The sequence below is a fragment of the Bradyrhizobium sp. UFLA05-108 genome (assembly GCF_059803455.1).
The window spans coordinates 23,491-38,138 of the sequence record NZ_JBANAZ010000051.1 but is presented as its reverse complement, the minus strand read 5'-3'; the positions used below and the strand labels follow the sequence as shown (position 1 = coordinate 38,138).

The window sequence follows — 14,648 nt, the reverse complement described above, 5'->3', positions numbered from 1 at the left end:
GTTGGTTTCATGGCATCCAGGCCTCTCTCGCCCGACAAACAGAAGCTCGCCGCGGAAGAAGCGACCGAGCTTGAGGACAAGCTCGCATCCGCCGTCAAGCCGGACCTGGAAGACGATGAGGATGACGAGGAGGAGGACGACGAGCTTCCGGAGCTCGATGACGACGATGAGGACGAGGACCTCGTTGTCTTCACGGCGCGCGAAGCCGCCGGCGCGCTCGCAACCATCCTGGGCTTCGTCAAGCCCTACCTCTCCAACTACAAGCGGATCCTGGCCTTCGTATCGTTCGGCGTGCTGATCGAGACGCTCTTCAACGTCATCATGCCGCTCAGCCTGAAGTTCCTGATCGACGACGCGCTCGGCGAGGAGGACTTTCAGGCTCTCTACAAGATCCTCGGCGTGCTCGCGGTCGCCGGCATCTTCACCTCGATCGTCGCAGTCTGGTACGAGCGCTGGGACGCGCGGCTGGCAGCCTGCATCATCTCCGACGTGCGCAAGCGGCTGTTCGAGCACGTGCAGAGCCTGCCGGCGGCCTATTTCGGTCGCACCAAGCGCGGCGAGATCCTGTCACGCTTCTCCGTCGATCTCTCGGCCTTCGAAGGCTCGGTCAAGACATTTGTCAACAGCGCTGCACTGCCGTTCATGGAGCTGATAGCCGGCATCATCCTGTTGCTGTTCCTGAACTGGCAGCTCGCCGTGGTCGCGCTGCTGGTGTTTCCGATCACGCTGATCGGACCGCGCATCCTCACGCCGAAGGCGGTGCAGGCAAATTACGAGCAGAAGCTCAACGAAAGCGGGCTGCTCGGCATGGTGCAGGAGAACGTGGCGGCGCAGGCCGTGATCAAGGCGTTCAGCCTGCAGCGCAAGATGTTCGGCTTCTTCGCCTTCCGCAACGACGAGACCCGCAACAGGATCGCGTCAGCCGCATTCCTGTCGACCATGGTGGAGCGGACGGTCACGATCTCGGTCCTGCTCCTGCACCTCGTGGTGCTCGCGATCGGTGCGTATCTTGCGACCAAGGGGCAGATCACCATCGGCATCTTCGTCACCTTCGAGAGCGCGTTCTGGGAGGTCTCCTACAACATCGCCCATGTGATGCACTTCATCCCGGTGTCGATCTCCTCGGCCGCTGCCGTGCGCCATATCCAGGAGCTGCTGGACGAACCGACGCGCGGCGCCGATCGTCCCGGCGCGCCGGATCTGCCGCGCATCACCAACGATATCACTTTCGACCATGTCACCTTCCAGTACGAAGGCAGCCAGACGCCGGTGCTGGACAATCTCAGCCTCAAGCTCAAGGTCGGCAAGAGCATCGCGATCGTCGGGCCCAGCGGCTCCGGCAAGAGCACGCTGCTCAATCTGGTCCTGCGCCTCTACGTTCCCGACGAAGGTCGCGTCACCATCGACGGCGTCGATGTGCGGAAAGTGACGCTGGATTCGCTGCGCCGGAGCATGGCCGTGGTGTTCCAGGAGAACATGCTGTTCAACATGTCGATCCGCGAGAACATCCGGCTCGGCAAGGAGGGCGCCACCGACGAGGAGGTGGCGGAGGCCGCCAAGAAGGCCGAGATCCACCGCTATATCATGAGCCTGCCGCAGAAATACGACACGCCGGTCGGCGAACGCGGCGATACGCTGTCGGGCGGCCAGCGCCAGCGCCTCGCGATCGCACGCGCCATCATACGCAATCCATCGGTGCTGCTGCTCGACGAGGCGACCTCGGCGCTCGACCAGACGACTGAGGCTGCGATCAACCGCACGCTGCTCAAGGTCGCCAAGGGCCGCACCATGATCTGGTCGACCCACCGTCTGACCTCTGTCGTCGAGATGGACGAGATCATCGTGATTTCAGGCGGCCGCGCCATCGAGCGCGGCTCGCATGCCGAGCTGCTCGCCAAGAACGGTACCTATCGCAAGCTGTGGGACGACCAGATCCACCAGCCGCATGGCGGCGCGGCTCAGGTCGATGACGACGACAGCGACGACGATGATGATGAAGACGAGGACGACGAGGAGGATGACGACGAGGAGTGACCGAGGATGTTCGGCTCGAGGTGGACCAGTCGCGCCGCCCGGCGGACCGCACCTTGGGCAAACCAGGCCACGAAGCGCGCCCAGCGCTGCGCTCTCCAGTAGGGGCTCGTTGCGAGCGACACTTCACGGAAGTCGAATGCCTTGGCGGCCGACCAGGCATCGCAGGCCCGCTTGATCGGGTCGTCGTAGAAGGCAGCGATCTTGTCCTCGTCCATGCCCTCGGTCGCAAGCCAGGCCGGGATGTGCACTCCGCAGAGCCGTTCAACGTCGGTGAACACCTTGTCGCTGCCGGTGCCGGCGACAGGGCAGGAGGTCGCGAAGGCGTCGCCGATCAACACGATGCCGGCCTGGCGGCAGGCCCGATGCACATAAAGATCGACGGGACGAATCTTGATCTCGCTCGCGATATCGAAGGCGCCGGTGATGCGCGAGAGGCGCGGCAGGGCGGCGTTCAGGGTCGCGACCGGTGCCCGCCGCAGATCGCGCAGCCAAGGATCGTCGAAGGCGCGGTAGACGAACAGGTTTGCCCGCATCCGCGTGCCGATCGGAAACAGCGTGATGTAGGGGATGCGGTCGCCGGGCCGCTCGGAGAAATACGTCATCGCGGGAAAATCAAATGCGGTTCGCCCGAGCGGCACGACGTCGAATCCGACCGAGATTGAATGGCAGGCGCTGATGATCTCGCGTTCGATGCCGAGCTGGTGGCGCAGGCCGACGTTCAATCCATTGGCGAGCACGACGAGGCGGGCGGAGACGACTTCGTTATTGGAAAGCGTGATCTTCTGCCGGTCAGGGCTCGTCGCGATCGATAGCGCCTTGGCGCAGACCCGCTCGACCGTGTCGGGGATTTCCGCGCGGATCGCGTTGACGAAGGCCTCGTAGCGGAAGCCGAACTGCTGGCTCGGCGCCTTGTCGAGCAGGTGGCCGAATCGCGCGATCCAGTTCTCGCCGCAAAATGTCGTACGGCGCAGCACTGATTCTGCGATTCCGGTCCGCCGGAAGCGCTCGAGTTGGACGTCACCGCTGATTTTCTCGACCCGGAAGTCCGGCGGATACTCGGTGTGGGGGTCGATGAAGATGGTCTGGACGCCGGCGCGACCCAGCATTGCGGCGGCGGCGGAGCCGGCCATACCCCCGCCGATGATCGCAATATCGGTATACAGCATGGGTATTTCTCCGCCCGGCGCGGCACCCTGCCGCAGGAACAGGAAAGAAAACCTTAGCGCGCGCCATAAAAGTATATTGTATCCGGGTACAAATAGGGTCTGGGGCTAGCGGATCGCGGCGCGGGAACCTACATCACGGAGGCGGCGAGGGCGCCGAACGAGCCAATTCTTTAAGCGCGAGAAGCTCTTCGCTTGCTGTGTTTCACCTTGACTCAGGTGATTCCCACTTATAGAAAGCGCGTCACTTAACGACAGGCGGTGAGCATCGCCAACGTCGGAACGGGCCACCCGCGTGATCCCATTGGGATCGTAAAGTGGGCACCAACCTCGACGAATGCCGCTCAAACGCTGTCGATCATAGCTAGGCAATGCCAGTGCGATTTTAGTTCTCTAGAGCTCGTTCTCTTGAGATCAAACTCGGATGCATGACCTCGGTACGCGGCCGTCGGCTTTATGCTGATCGGTTCAAAGACTGCGGTCCTCTGTGGCGTCGAAGCGCTTTCCGCTCGTTGATGGAGCGGTTGGCGCGATTTCGCTTTGTGCGGATCGTTCCGTGCTAAGCGGCCCCATCGGGCGGGTAGTCCGGAAGAAGAATTTGCGGGCCTGAAAGGGACCGCGGCAGAAAAAGGGTGAAGGCCAGGATGCCGACGATCAACCAGCTGATCGCACAACCGCGTGAAGTGCAGAAGTCGCGCAAGAAGGTGCCGGCGCTGCAGCAGTCGCCGCAGAAGCGCGGCGTGTGCACGCGCGTCTACACCACGACGCCGAAGAAGCCGAACTCGGCGCTTCGTAAGGTCGCCAAGGTGCGTCTGACCAATGGTTTCGAGGTGATCGGCTACATCCCTGGTGAGGGCCATAACCTCCAGGAGCACTCGGTGGTCATGATCCGCGGCGGCCGCGTCAAGGACTTGCCCGGCGTGCGCTACCACATCCTCCGCGGCGTGCTGGATACCCAGGGCGTCAAGAACCGTAAGCAGCGTCGTTCGAAATACGGCGCGAAGCGTCCGAAGTAAGCGGGAACCTCTTCCATGTCTCGTCGCCACTCAGCGGAAAAGCGCGAAGTTCTGCCGGATCCCAAGTTCGGGAACATCGTGATCACGAAGTTCATGAACTCGGTGATGTACGCCGGCAAGAAGTCGGTCGCCGAAGGCATCGTCTACGGTGCGCTCGGCATCATCGAAACCAAGACCAAGCAGAACCCGCTCGGCGTGTTCGAGCAGGCGCTTGAGAACGTGATGCCCACGATCGAAGTGCGCTCCCGCCGCGTCGGCGGTGCGACCTATCAGGTTCCGGTTGAGGTCCGCTCGACCCGCCGGCAGGCGCTGGGCATCCGCTGGCTGATCGCCGCGGCCCGCGAGCGCAACGAGAAGACGATGACCGAGCGGCTCTCGGCGGAGCTCTTGGACGCATCGAATAACCGGGGGAACGCCGTCAAGAAGCGTGAAGACGTGCACCGGATGGCCGAAGCCAACCGTGCCTTCTCGCATTATCGCTGGTAACGGCGACACCTAACGGACTCGCAAGGAACGACCCATGCCCCGCCAACATGCCATCGAGGACTACCGTAACTTCGGTATCATGGCGCATATCGACGCCGGCAAGACCACGACGACCGAGCGCATCCTCTATTACACCGGCAAGAGCCACAAGATCGGCGAAGTGCACGAAGGTGCCGCGACGATGGACTGGATGGAGCAGGAGCAGGAGCGTGGCATCACGATCACCTCGGCTGCGACCACGGCGTTCTGGGCCGGCAAGCGTCTGAACATCATCGACACGCCCGGCCACGTCGACTTTACCATCGAGGTCGAGCGTTCGCTTCGCGTGCTCGACGGCGCCGTCTGCGTGCTCGACTCGAACCAGGGCGTCGAGCCCCAGACCGAGACGGTCTGGCGCCAGGGCGACAAGTACAAGGTTCCGCGCATCGTCTTCGCCAACAAGATGGACAAGATCGGCGCGGACTTCTTCAAGTGTCTGTCCGACATCGTCGACCGCCTCGGCGCCAAGCCCGTTGCGATCCAGCTTCCGATCGGTGCCGAGAACAACTTCAAGGGTCTCGTCGACCTCGTGAAGATGAAGGGCGTCGTCTGGAACGATGAAGCGCTCGGCGCGAAGTTCGACTATGTCGACATTCCGGAAGACCTCGTCGACCAGGCCAAGGAATACCGCGAGAAGATGGTGGAAGCCGCCGTCGAGCTCGACGACGATGCCATGGCCGCCTATCTCGATGGCAAGGAGCCGGACGAAGCGACGCTGAAGCGGCTGATCCGCAAGGCCGTGCTCACCGGCGCTTTCTATCCCGTGCTGTGCGGCTCGGCGTTCAAGAACAAGGGCGTGCAGCCGCTGCTCGACGCCGTCGTCGACTATTTGCCGTCGCCGCTCGACGTGCCCGCGATCAAGGGCACCGACGACAAGGGCAACGAAGTCGTGCGCAAGGCGGACGACAAGGAGCCGCTCGCGCTGCTCGCGTTCAAGATCATGGACGACCCGTTCGTCGGCACCATCACCTTCTGCCGCATCTATTCGGGCATTCTGTCGTCGGGCACCGGCGTCGTGAACTCGACCCGCGAGAAGAAGGAGCGCATCGGGCGCATGCTGCTGATGCATGCGAACAACCGCGAGGACATCAAGGAAGCCTATGCCGGCGACATCGTCGCGCTGGCCGGCCTGAAGGAAGCGCGCACCGGTGACACACTGTGCGATCCCGACAAGCAGGTGATTCTGGAAAAGATGGAATTCCCCGAGCCGGTCATCGAGATCGCGATCGAGCCGAAGTCCAAGGCCGACCAGGAGAAGCTGGGCGTGGCGCTGGCCAAGCTCGCCGCGGAGGATCCGTCCTTCCGCGTGTCGACCGACCACGAGTCCGGCCAGACCATCCTCAAGGGCATGGGCGAGCTCCATCTCGACATCAAGGTCGACATCCTCAAGCGCACCTACAAGGTCGATGCCAACATCGGCGCGCCGCAGGTGGCATTCCGTGAGCGCATCACCAGGAAGGTGGAGCACAGCTACACTCACAAGAAGCAGACCGGCGGTACCGGCCAGTTCGCGGCCGTGTCGTTCATCGTCGAGCCTAACGAAGCCGGCAAGGGCTTCGAGTTCGAATCGAAGATCGTCGGCGGCGCGGTGCCGAAGGAATACATCCCCGGCGTCGAGAAGGGCCTCGAGAGCGTGCTCTCCTCCGGCGTGGTCGCGGGCTTCCCCGTGGTCGACGTCAAGGTGCAGCTCGTCGACGGTAAGTACCACGACGTCGACTCGTCGGCGCTCGCCTTCGAAATCGCTTCGCGCGCCTGCTTCCGTGAAGCGCTGCAGATGGGCAAGTCCGTCCTGCTCGAGCCGATCATGAAGGTCGAGGTGGTGACCCCGGAAGACTATACCGGCTCGGTCATCGGCGACCTGAACTCCCGGCGCGGTCAGATCCAGGGTCAAGACATGCGCGGCAACGCCAACGTCATCAACGCGATGGTGCCGCTCATGAACATGTTCGGTTACGTGAATAACCTGCGCTCGATGAGCCAGGGTCGCGCGACCTTCACCATGCAGTTCGACCACTACGCAGAAGCGCCGGCCAACGTGTCGGCAGAAGTCCAGAAGAAGTTTGCCTGATTGTCGTCGGTCTCGAGCTGACGATTGAACGGAGAGTCAAATGGCCAAAGCAAAGTTTGAACGTAACAAGCCCCACTGCAACATCGGCACCATCGGTCACGTCGACCATGGCAAGACGTCGCTGACCGCGGCGATCACCAAGATCCTCGCTGAAACCGGTGGTGCGACGTTCACGGCGTACGACCAGATCGACAAGGCGCCGGAAGAGAAGGCGCGCGGCATCACCATCTCGACCGCGCACGTCGAGTACGAGACCAAGAACCGCCACTACGCGCACGTCGACTGCCCCGGCCACGCCGACTACGTGAAGAACATGATCACCGGCGCTGCCCAGATGGACGGCGCGATCCTGGTCGTGTCGGCCGCTGACGGCCCGATGCCGCAGACCCGCGAGCACATCCTGCTCGCCCGCCAGGTCGGCGTGCCCGCGCTCGTCGTGTTCCTCAACAAGTGCGATATGGTCGACGATCCGGAGCTGCTCGAGCTCGTCGAGCTCGAAGTCCGCGAGCTGCTCTCGAAGTATGAATTCCCCGGCGACAAGATCCCGATCGTCAAGGGCTCGGCGCTGGCCGCTCTCGAAGACTCCGACAAGAAGCTCGGCCACGAGGCCATCCTCGAGCTGATGCGCAACGTCGACGAGTACATCCCGCAGCCGGAGCGTCCGATCGACCAGCCGTTCCTGATGCCGGTGGAAGACGTGTTCTCGATCTCGGGTCGCGGCACCGTGGTGACCGGCCGTGTCGAGCGCGGCATCGTCAAGGTCGGCGACGAAATCGAGATCGTCGGTCTGCGTGCGACCACCAAGACCACCGTCACCGGCGTCGAAATGTTCCGCAAGCTGCTCGACCAGGGCCAGGCCGGCGACAACATCGGCGCGCTGCTCCGCGGCACCAAGCGCGAGGAAGTCGAGCGCGGCCAGGTGCTCTGCAAGCCCGGTTCGGTCAAGCCGCACACCAAGTTCAAGGCTGAGGCCTACATCCTCACCAAGGACGAGGGCGGTCGCCACACCCCGTTCTTCACCAACTACCGTCCGCAGTTCTACTTCCGCACCACCGACGTGACCGGTGTCGTGCACCTGCCGGAAGGCACCGAGATGGTGATGCCGGGCGACAACATCGCGATGGAAGTGCACCTGATCGTGCCGATCGCGATGGAAGAGAAGCTCCGCTTCGCGATCCGCGAAGGCGGCCGTACCGTCGGCGCCGGCGTCGTCGCCTCGATCATCGAATAATTACGCGAATAGGGAATGGCGAATGGCGAGTAGATCTCTACTCGCTACTCGCTACTCGCCACTCACCTGAGAAGAAAGACCACGGCAATGAACGGCCAAAATATTCGCATTCGTCTCAAGGCGTTCGACCATCGTATTCTCGATACGTCGACCCGTGAGATCGTGAATACGGCGAAGCGCACCGGCGCGCAGGTTCGCGGACCCATTCCGCTGCCGACCCGCATCGAGAAGTTCACCGTCAACCGTTCGCCGCACGTCGACAAGAAGAGCCGCGAACAGTTCGAGATGCGCACCCACAAGCGTCTGCTCGACATCGTCGATCCGACCCCGCAGACCGTCGATGCTCTGATGAAGCTCGACCTGGCCGCCGGTGTCGACGTCGAGATCAAGCTCTAAGATTTTTGGATCCCGTTCGCGAAAGCGGACAGAAAGAACAGGAAGCAAGCCGATGCGCTCCGGAGTGATCGCACAAAAGGTCGGGATGACGCGGGTCTTCACGGAGGCCGGCGAACATATCCCCGTGACCGTGCTGAAGCTCGGCAATTGCCAGGTCGTAGGCCACCGCACCGAAGAGAAGAACGGTTACGTCGCGCTCCAGCTTGGCGCTGGCAGCCGCAAGACCGTGTACATGCCCAAGGCTGAGCGCGGTCAGTTCGCGGTCGCCAAGGTCGAGCCGAAGCGGCAGGTCGAGGAATTCCGCGTCACCGCGGATGCCATGATCCCGGTTGGCGCCGAGATCCAGGCCGATCACTTCGTCGTCGGCCAGTTCGTCGACGTCACCGGCACCTCGGTCGGTAAGGGCTTTGCCGGCGGTATGAAGCGCTGGAACTTCGGCGGTCTGCGCGCCACGCACGGTGTGTCGATCTCGCACCGCTCGATCGGTTCGACCGGTGGCCGTCAGGATCCCGGCAAGACCTGGAAGAACAAGAAGATGCCCGGCCACATGGGTGTCGATCGCATCACCACGCTCAACCTTCGCGTCGTCCAGACCGATGTCGAGCGCGGCCTGATCCTCGTCGAAGGCGCCGTTCCCGGCTCCAAGGGCGGCTGGATCCGCGTGCGCGACGCCGTCAAGAAGCCGCTGCCGAAGGAAGCTCCGAAGCCGGGCAAGTTCAAGGTTGCCGGCGGCGAAGCCGAGGCTGCGGCCCAGCAGGAGGGTGCGTGAGATGGAATTGAAAGTCACCACCCTTGAGGGCAAGGAAGCCGGTTCGGTCCAGCTCTCCGACGCCATTTTCGGCCTCGAGCCGCGCGAGGACATCATCGCGCGCTGCGTGAAGTGGCAGCTCGACAAGCGTCAGGCCGGCACCCACAAGGCCAAGGGCCGCGCCGAGATCTGGCGCACCGGCAAGAAGATGTACAAGCAGAAGGGCACCGGCGGTGCTCGTCACGGTTCGGCCCGCGTGCCGCAGTTTCGTGGCGGTGGCCGTGCATTCGGTCCGGTGGTGCGCTCGCACGCCTCCGATCTGCCGAAGAAGGTCCGCGCGCTGGCGCTGAAGCATGCGCTGTCGGCCAAGGCCAAGGACGGTGATCTCGTCGTTATCGAGAAGGCAGCGCTCGAGGCCGCCAAGACCAAGGCGCTGCTCGGCCACTTCTCGGGCCTGGGCCTGACCAACGCGCTGATCATCGACGGCGCCGAGCTCAACCAGGGCTTCGCCGCGGCGGCCCGCAACATCCCGAACATGGACGTGCTGCCGATCCAGGGCATCAACGTCTACGACATCCTGCGCCGTCAGAAGCTCGTTCTGACCAAGGCCGCCATCGATGCGCTGGAGGCGCGCTTCAAATGACGAAGAACATCGAGGCTCGCCACTACGACGTGATCCTGTCGCCGGTCGTGACCGAAAAGGCGACGATTGCCTCGGAGCACAACAAGGTTCTGTTCAAGGTGGCCGCCAAGGCGACCAAGCCGCAGATCAAGGAAGCGATCGAGAAGCTGTTCGACGTCAAGGTCAAGAGCGTCAACACGCTTGTCCGCAAGGGCAAGGTCAAGGCCTTCCGCGGCAATCTCGGCTCGCAGTCGAACACCAAGCGCGCGATCGTGACCCTCGAAGAGGGTCACCGGATCGACGTGACCACCGGTCTGTAAGGTCCTACGACGATGGCACTGAAGACATTCAATCCCACGACGCCGGGCCAGCGCCAGCTGGTGATGGTCGATCGTTCGGCCCTCTACAAGGGCAAGCCGGTCAAGGCGCTTACCGAAGGCAAGAAGTCCTCGGGCGGCCGCAACAACACCGGTCGCATCACCGTGCGCTTCCGCGGCGGCGGCCACAAGCAGACGCTGCGCACCGTCGACTTCAAGCGCGAAAAGATCGACGTTCCCGCGACCGTCGAACGGCTCGAGTACGACCCGAACCGCACCGGCTTCATCGCGCTGATCAAGTATCAGGACGGTGAGCAGGCCTACATCCTGGCGCCGCAGCGCTTGGCCGTGGGTGATACCATCATCGCGGGCAACTATGTCGACGTGAAGCCGGGCAACGTCATGCCGCTCGGCAACATGCCGGTCGGCACGATCATCCACAACATCGAGACCAAGATAGGCAAGGGTGGCCAGCTCGCGCGTTCGGCCGGCACCTACGCCCAGCTCGTCGGTCGCGACCAGGACTACGTGATCATCCGCCTGAACTCGGGCGAGCAGCGCCTGGTGCACGGTCGTTGCCGCGGCACGATCGGCGCGGTGTCGAACCCGGATCACATGAACACCTCGATCGGCAAGGCCGGCCGCAAGCGCTGGATGGGCCGTCGCCCGCACAACCGCGGTGTTGCCATGAACCCGATCGACCATCCGCACGGCGGTGGTGAAGGTCGTACCTCGGGCGGTCGCCACCCGGTCACCCCGTGGGGCAAGCCGACCAAGGGCAAGAAGACCCGCACCAACAAGTCGACCAACAAATTCATTCTCCTAAGCCGCCACAAGCGGAAGAAGTAAGGAACGCCGGACATGGTTCGTTCAGTCTGGAAAGGCCCGTTCGTCGAGGCGTCGCTGCTCAAGAAGGCAGATGCGGCGCGTGCGTCCGGCCGTCACGACGTCATCAAGATCTGGAGCCGTCGCTCGACCATCCTGCCGCAGTTCGTCGGCCTGACCTTCGGCGTCTACAACGGTCAGAAGCACGTGCCGGTGGCGGTCAACGAGGAAATGGTCGGTCACAAGTTCGGCGAGTTCTCGCCGACGCGGACCTTCCATGGCCACTCCGGCGACAAGAAAGCCAAGAAGGCTTGAGGATTAAGTCATGAGCAAACCTAAGCGCGAACGGAGCCTCGCCGACAACGAGGCCAAGGCGGTCGCCCGGATGTTGCGGGTGAGCCCGCAGAAGCTCAACCTGGTGGCCCAGCTCATTCGCGGCCGCAAGGCGTCCGCTGCGCTCGCCGATTTGCAGTTTTCGCGCAAGCGGATCGCTGTCGACGTGAAGAAGTGCCTGGAATCGGCTATCGCCAACGCCGAGAACAATCACGATCTCGACGTCGACGATCTCGTCGTGGCGCAGGCCTTCGTCGGCAACGGGCTGGTGATGAAGCGCTTTGCCGCCCGCGGCCGTGGTCGCTCGGGCCGTGTCTACAAACCATTTTCGCAGCTGACGATCATCGTTCGTCAGGTCGAAGCCGAAGCGGCCGCTTAAGGACGCAGGAGAAAACGATGGGTCAAAAGATCAATCCGATCGGTCTGCGTCTCGGCATCAACCGGACCTGGGATTCCCGCTGGTTCGCCGGCAAGCAGGAATACGGCAAGCTGCTGCACGAGGACGTCAAGATCCGCGAGATCCTGCACAAGGAGCTCAAGCAGGCGGCCGTCGCCCGCATCGTGATCGAGCGTCCGCACAAGAAGTGCCGCGTCACCATCCACTCGGCTCGTCCGGGCGTGGTGATCGGCAAGAAGGGCGCCGACATCGACAAGCTGCGCAAGAAGGTGGCCGACATCACCTCGTCGGACGTCGTGATCAACATCGTCGAGATCCGCAAGCCGGAGCTCGATGCGACGCTGGTCGCCGAATCGATCGCGCAGCAGCTCGAGCGCCGCGTTGCGTTCCGTCGCGCCATGAAGCGCGCCGTGCAGTCGGCGATGCGTCTCGGCGCGGAGGGCATCCGCATCAACTGCTCGGGTCGTCTGGGCGGTGCGGAAATCGCGCGCATGGAGTGGTACCGCGAAGGTCGCGTGCCGCTGCACACGCTGCGCGCTGACATCGACTACGGCGTCGCGACCGCGTTCACGACCTTCGGCACCTGCGGCGTCAAGGTCTGGATCTTCAAGGGCGAGATCCTCGAGCACGATCCGATGGCCCAGGACAAGAGAATGGCCGAAGGCGAGGGTGGTGGCAGCGGTGGCGGCCGGCAGCGTCGCGACGCTGCGGCCTGAGCCAGCACAGAATTTGAGGGCTTAAAGCCATGATGCAACCTAAGAAAACGAAGTTCCGGAAGGCGCATAAGGGCCGCATCCACGGCGTTGCGTCTTCGGGCGCGACGTTGGCGTTCGGCCAGTTCGGGCTGAAGGCAACCGAGCCTGAGCGCGTCACCGCGCGCCAGATCGAGGCCGCCCGCCGCGCGCTGACCCGCCACATGAAGCGCGCCGGCCGCGTCTGGATCCGCGTATTCCCCGACGTTCCCGTGTCGAAGAAGCCGGCCGAAGTCCGCATGGGCTCCGGCAAGGGCTCGCCGGAATTGTGGGTCGTGCGCGTCAAGCCCGGCCGGGTGCTGTTCGAGATCGACGGCGTCAACAACCAGACCGCGCGCGAGGCGCTGACTTTGGCTGCCGCCAAGCTGCCGATCAAGACGCGCTTCGTCGAGCGCATTGCGGAGTAATGGCCATGGCCCAGATGAAGATCGAAGACATCCGCGCGATGAGCCCCGACCAGCAGGATGACGCCGTCCTGAACCTGAAGAAGGAGCGCTTCAACCTGCGCTTCCAGCGTGCCACCGGGCAGCTCGAGAACACCTCGCGCCTGCGCGAGGCTCGCCGTGACATCGCCCGGATCAAGACCGTCGCCGCGCAGCAGCGCGCGAAGAAGAAGTAAGAGGCTTACGAAGATGCCGAAACGTACTTTGCAGGGCGTGGTCGTCAGCGACAAGCAAGCCAAGACCATCGTGGTGCGCGTCGATCGCCGCTTCACGCACCCGATCTACAAGAAGACGATCCGCCGTTCGAAGAACTATCACGCGCACGACGAGAACAACCAGTTCAAGCCGGGCGACGTGGTGTGGATCGAGGAATCGAAGCCGATTTCGAAGTTGAAGCGCTGGGTCGTGATCCGGGGCGAACACAAGAAAAGCGCCTGAGCTGCCGGCACTTAGCCGACTGACTTCAGGGAAATGTTGAGCGCTGGCCAGGCTGGCGCAAAAGAGAAAGAGGACGAGGTGCATCAATGATTCAGATGCAGACCAACCTCGACGTGGCCGACAATTCTGGCGCACGCCGTGTCATGTGTATCAAGGTGCTCGGAGGCTCCAAGCGCCGCTACGCCACCATCGGCGACATCATCGTCGTATCGATCAAGGAAGCGATTCCGCGTGGCAAGGTGAAGAAGGGCGACGTGATGAAGGCCGTCGTGGTGCGTGTCCGCAAGGACATCCGCCGCCCCGACGGTTCGGTCATCCGCTTCGACCGCAACGCCGCCGTCCTGATCAACAACCAGGCCGAGCCGGTCGGTACCCGTATCTTCGGGCCGGTGCCGCGCGAGCTGCGCGCCAAGAACCACATGAAGATCATTTCGCTCGCGCCGGAGGTGCTGTGATGGCTGCGAAGATCCGCAAGGGCGACAAGGTCGTCGTGCTGACCGGCCGCGACAAGGGTCGCACCGGGGAGGTGTTCGAGGTGCGTCCGGACGCAGGCACGGCGCTGGTGCGTGGCATCAACATGGTCAAGCGCCACCAGAAGCAGACCCAGAACCAGGAGGGCGGCATCATCTCGAAAGAGTCGCCGATCCAACTGTCCAATATCGCGTATCTCGGCAAGGACGGAAAGCCGACGCGCATCGGATTCAAGATTCAGGCGGACGGCAAGAAGGTCCGCATCGCCAAGAGCTCGGGAGCTGAGATCGATGGCTGAGACAGCTTACGTGCCGCGCCTGCGCGCGGAATATGACGCGAAGATCCGCGTCGCCCTGACCGAGAAGTTCGGCTACGAGAACGTCATGCAGGTTCCGCGGCTGGACAAGGTCGTGCTGAACATGGGCGTCGGCGATTCCGTCAACGACCGCAAGAAGGCCGAGAACGCCGCTGCCGAATTGACCCAGATCGCCGGCCAGAAGGCGATCGTGACCTATTCGCGTATCGCGATCGCGACCTTCAAGCTGCGTGAGAACCAGCCGATCGGCTGCAAGGTCACGCTGCGCAAGGCCCGCATGTACGAGTTCATCGATCGCCTGGTGACGGTCGCGCTGCCGCGCGTCCGCGACTTCCGCGGCCTGAACCCGAAGAGCTTCGACGGCCGCGGCAACTACTCGCTCGGCATCAAGGAGCACATCATTTTCCCCGAGATCGACTTCGACAAGGTCACGGAAGCCCGCGGTATGGACATCACCGTCTGCACCACGGCCAAGACCGACGAAGAGGCGAGGGCCTTGTTGACCGCTTTCAATTTCCCGTTCCGGCAGTGAGACGCTGACCAAAAGCCTCTC

The 14,648-nt window shown here is 63.1% G+C and carries 20 protein-coding genes; 19 read left to right on the top strand and 1 reads right to left on the bottom strand.

Annotation, left to right across the window (positions count from 1 at the left end):
• The first annotated feature begins 9 nt into the window (after nucleotides 1–9).
• The gene (locus SO140_RS30980; RefSeq protein WP_498543539.1) at nucleotides 10–2,034 is read left to right on the top strand and encodes an ABC transporter ATP-binding protein; all 2,025 of its coding nucleotides are present in this window, start codon (nucleotides 10–12) and stop codon (nucleotides 2,032–2,034) included.
• Here SO140_RS30980 and SO140_RS30975 read toward each other — a convergent pair.
• Entirely contained in the window at nucleotides 1,959–3,200 is a 1,242-nt protein-coding gene (locus SO140_RS30975) for an FAD-dependent monooxygenase (RefSeq protein ID WP_449377273.1), read from the bottom strand. The genes SO140_RS30980 and SO140_RS30975 overlap by 76 nt on opposite strands.
• A 641-nt stretch (nucleotides 3,201–3,841) precedes the next feature.
• On the opposite strand from SO140_RS30975, the gene rpsL reads away from it, so the two are divergent.
• The 18 genes from rpsL (at nucleotide 3,842) to rplE (ending at nucleotide 14,627) form a co-directional block, all read left to right on the top strand.
• Complete coding sequence (rpsL, locus tag SO140_RS30970) at nucleotides 3,842–4,213, top strand: 30S ribosomal protein S12 (protein WP_007603006.1); 372 nt, start codon at nucleotides 3,842–3,844, stop codon at nucleotides 4,211–4,213.
• 15 nt (nucleotides 4,214–4,228) lie between these two features.
• On the top strand, nucleotides 4,229–4,699 hold the full coding sequence (rpsG, locus tag SO140_RS30965; RefSeq protein WP_063701818.1) for a 30S ribosomal protein S7: 471 nt from the start codon (nucleotides 4,229–4,231) through the stop codon (nucleotides 4,697–4,699).
• A 34-nt stretch (nucleotides 4,700–4,733) separates the two neighbouring features.
• Entirely contained in the window at nucleotides 4,734–6,806 is a 2,073-nt protein-coding gene (gene fusA, locus SO140_RS30960) for an elongation factor G (RefSeq protein ID WP_449377272.1), read from the top strand.
• A 40-nt stretch (nucleotides 6,807–6,846) separates the two neighbouring features.
• Nucleotides 6,847–8,037: an elongation factor Tu gene (tuf, locus tag SO140_RS30955; RefSeq protein ID WP_449377271.1), complete on the top strand. Its 1,191-nt coding sequence runs from the start codon at nucleotides 6,847–6,849 to the stop codon at nucleotides 8,035–8,037.
• Between the two features lie 87 nt (nucleotides 8,038–8,124).
• A complete protein-coding gene (gene rpsJ / locus SO140_RS30950) occupies nucleotides 8,125–8,433 on the top strand; it encodes a 30S ribosomal protein S10 (RefSeq protein ID WP_002712302.1) in 309 nt (102 codons plus the stop codon).
• Between the two features lie 52 nt (nucleotides 8,434–8,485).
• On the top strand, nucleotides 8,486–9,202 hold the full coding sequence (gene rplC / locus SO140_RS30945) for a 50S ribosomal protein L3 (RefSeq protein WP_449377270.1): 717 nt from the start codon (nucleotides 8,486–8,488) through the stop codon (nucleotides 9,200–9,202).
• 1 nt (nucleotide 9,203) lies between these two features.
• On the top strand, nucleotides 9,204–9,824 hold the full coding sequence (gene rplD, locus SO140_RS30940; protein WP_027520963.1) for a 50S ribosomal protein L4: 621 nt from the start codon (nucleotides 9,204–9,206) through the stop codon (nucleotides 9,822–9,824).
• Entirely contained in the window at nucleotides 9,821–10,123 is a 303-nt protein-coding gene (locus tag SO140_RS30935) for a 50S ribosomal protein L23 (protein ID WP_027520962.1), read from the top strand. Before rplD ends, SO140_RS30935 begins: the two co-directional genes overlap by 4 nt.
• 12 nt (nucleotides 10,124–10,135) lie before the next feature.
• Nucleotides 10,136–10,969 (top strand): 50S ribosomal protein L2, encoded by an 834-nt coding sequence (gene rplB, locus SO140_RS30930; protein ID WP_027520961.1) that lies wholly within the window; start codon nucleotides 10,136–10,138, stop codon nucleotides 10,967–10,969.
• Between the two features lie 12 nt (nucleotides 10,970–10,981).
• Nucleotides 10,982–11,260 carry a 30S ribosomal protein S19 gene (gene rpsS / locus SO140_RS30925; protein ID WP_008963465.1) on the top strand — a complete coding sequence of 93 codons (279 nt, stop codon included), beginning with the start codon at nucleotides 10,982–10,984 and terminating at the stop codon, nucleotides 11,258–11,260.
• Nucleotides 11,261–11,270: 10 nt separating this feature from the next.
• Nucleotides 11,271–11,657 (top strand): 50S ribosomal protein L22, encoded by a 387-nt coding sequence (rplV, locus tag SO140_RS30920; protein ID WP_008549264.1) that lies wholly within the window; start codon nucleotides 11,271–11,273, stop codon nucleotides 11,655–11,657.
• A 17-nt stretch (nucleotides 11,658–11,674) separates the two neighbouring features.
• Nucleotides 11,675–12,391: a 30S ribosomal protein S3 gene (gene rpsC / locus SO140_RS30915; protein WP_027520959.1), complete on the top strand. Its 717-nt coding sequence runs from the start codon at nucleotides 11,675–11,677 to the stop codon at nucleotides 12,389–12,391.
• 29 nt (nucleotides 12,392–12,420) lie between these two features.
• Nucleotides 12,421–12,834, top strand: a complete 414-nt coding sequence (gene rplP, locus SO140_RS30910) for a 50S ribosomal protein L16 (RefSeq protein WP_027520958.1) — start codon at nucleotides 12,421–12,423, stop codon at nucleotides 12,832–12,834.
• A 5-nt stretch (nucleotides 12,835–12,839) separates the two neighbouring features.
• Complete coding sequence (gene rpmC, locus SO140_RS30905) at nucleotides 12,840–13,046, top strand: 50S ribosomal protein L29 (protein WP_027520957.1); 207 nt, start codon at nucleotides 12,840–12,842, stop codon at nucleotides 13,044–13,046.
• A gap of 13 nt (nucleotides 13,047–13,059) precedes the next feature.
• Nucleotides 13,060–13,308: a 30S ribosomal protein S17 gene (gene rpsQ, locus SO140_RS30900; protein ID WP_027520956.1), complete on the top strand. Its 249-nt coding sequence runs from the start codon at nucleotides 13,060–13,062 to the stop codon at nucleotides 13,306–13,308.
• Between the two features lie 86 nt (nucleotides 13,309–13,394).
• Entirely contained in the window at nucleotides 13,395–13,763 is a 369-nt protein-coding gene (rplN, locus tag SO140_RS30895) for a 50S ribosomal protein L14 (RefSeq protein ID WP_027520955.1), read from the top strand.
• Nucleotides 13,763–14,077: a 50S ribosomal protein L24 gene (gene rplX, locus SO140_RS30890; RefSeq protein WP_449377269.1), complete on the top strand. Its 315-nt coding sequence runs from the start codon at nucleotides 13,763–13,765 to the stop codon at nucleotides 14,075–14,077. The genes rplN and rplX overlap by 1 nt, the downstream gene beginning before the upstream one ends.
• Nucleotides 14,070–14,627: a 50S ribosomal protein L5 gene (gene rplE / locus SO140_RS30885; protein WP_449377268.1), complete on the top strand. Its 558-nt coding sequence runs from the start codon at nucleotides 14,070–14,072 to the stop codon at nucleotides 14,625–14,627. Before rplX ends, rplE begins: the two co-directional genes overlap by 8 nt.
• The last annotated feature ends 21 nt before the right edge of the window (nucleotides 14,628–14,648 follow it).

Coding starts and splice junctions, on each gene's coding strand:
- SO140_RS30980 (WP_498543539.1), top strand. CDS start 10: ATGGCATCCAGGCCTCTCTCGCCCGACAAACAGAAGCTCGCCGCGGAA.
- SO140_RS30975 (WP_449377273.1), bottom strand. CDS start 3,200: ATGCTGTATACCGATATTGCGATCATCGGCGGGGGTATGGCCGGCTCC.
- rpsL (WP_007603006.1), top strand. CDS start 3,842: ATGCCGACGATCAACCAGCTGATCGCACAACCGCGTGAAGTGCAGAAG.
- rpsG (WP_063701818.1), top strand. CDS start 4,229: ATGTCTCGTCGCCACTCAGCGGAAAAGCGCGAAGTTCTGCCGGATCCC.
- fusA (WP_449377272.1), top strand. CDS start 4,734: ATGCCCCGCCAACATGCCATCGAGGACTACCGTAACTTCGGTATCATG.
- tuf (WP_449377271.1), top strand. CDS start 6,847: ATGGCCAAAGCAAAGTTTGAACGTAACAAGCCCCACTGCAACATCGGC.
- rpsJ (WP_002712302.1), top strand. CDS start 8,125: ATGAACGGCCAAAATATTCGCATTCGTCTCAAGGCGTTCGACCATCGT.
- rplC (WP_449377270.1), top strand. CDS start 8,486: ATGCGCTCCGGAGTGATCGCACAAAAGGTCGGGATGACGCGGGTCTTC.
- rplD (WP_027520963.1), top strand. CDS start 9,204: ATGGAATTGAAAGTCACCACCCTTGAGGGCAAGGAAGCCGGTTCGGTC.
- SO140_RS30935 (WP_027520962.1), top strand. CDS start 9,821: ATGACGAAGAACATCGAGGCTCGCCACTACGACGTGATCCTGTCGCCG.
- rplB (WP_027520961.1), top strand. CDS start 10,136: ATGGCACTGAAGACATTCAATCCCACGACGCCGGGCCAGCGCCAGCTG.
- rpsS (WP_008963465.1), top strand. CDS start 10,982: ATGGTTCGTTCAGTCTGGAAAGGCCCGTTCGTCGAGGCGTCGCTGCTC.
- rplV (WP_008549264.1), top strand. CDS start 11,271: ATGAGCAAACCTAAGCGCGAACGGAGCCTCGCCGACAACGAGGCCAAG.
- rpsC (WP_027520959.1), top strand. CDS start 11,675: ATGGGTCAAAAGATCAATCCGATCGGTCTGCGTCTCGGCATCAACCGG.
- rplP (WP_027520958.1), top strand. CDS start 12,421: ATGATGCAACCTAAGAAAACGAAGTTCCGGAAGGCGCATAAGGGCCGC.
- rpmC (WP_027520957.1), top strand. CDS start 12,840: ATGGCCCAGATGAAGATCGAAGACATCCGCGCGATGAGCCCCGACCAG.
- rpsQ (WP_027520956.1), top strand. CDS start 13,060: ATGCCGAAACGTACTTTGCAGGGCGTGGTCGTCAGCGACAAGCAAGCC.
- rplN (WP_027520955.1), top strand. CDS start 13,395: ATGATTCAGATGCAGACCAACCTCGACGTGGCCGACAATTCTGGCGCA.
- rplX (WP_449377269.1), top strand. CDS start 13,763: ATGGCTGCGAAGATCCGCAAGGGCGACAAGGTCGTCGTGCTGACCGGC.
- rplE (WP_449377268.1), top strand. CDS start 14,070: ATGGCTGAGACAGCTTACGTGCCGCGCCTGCGCGCGGAATATGACGCG.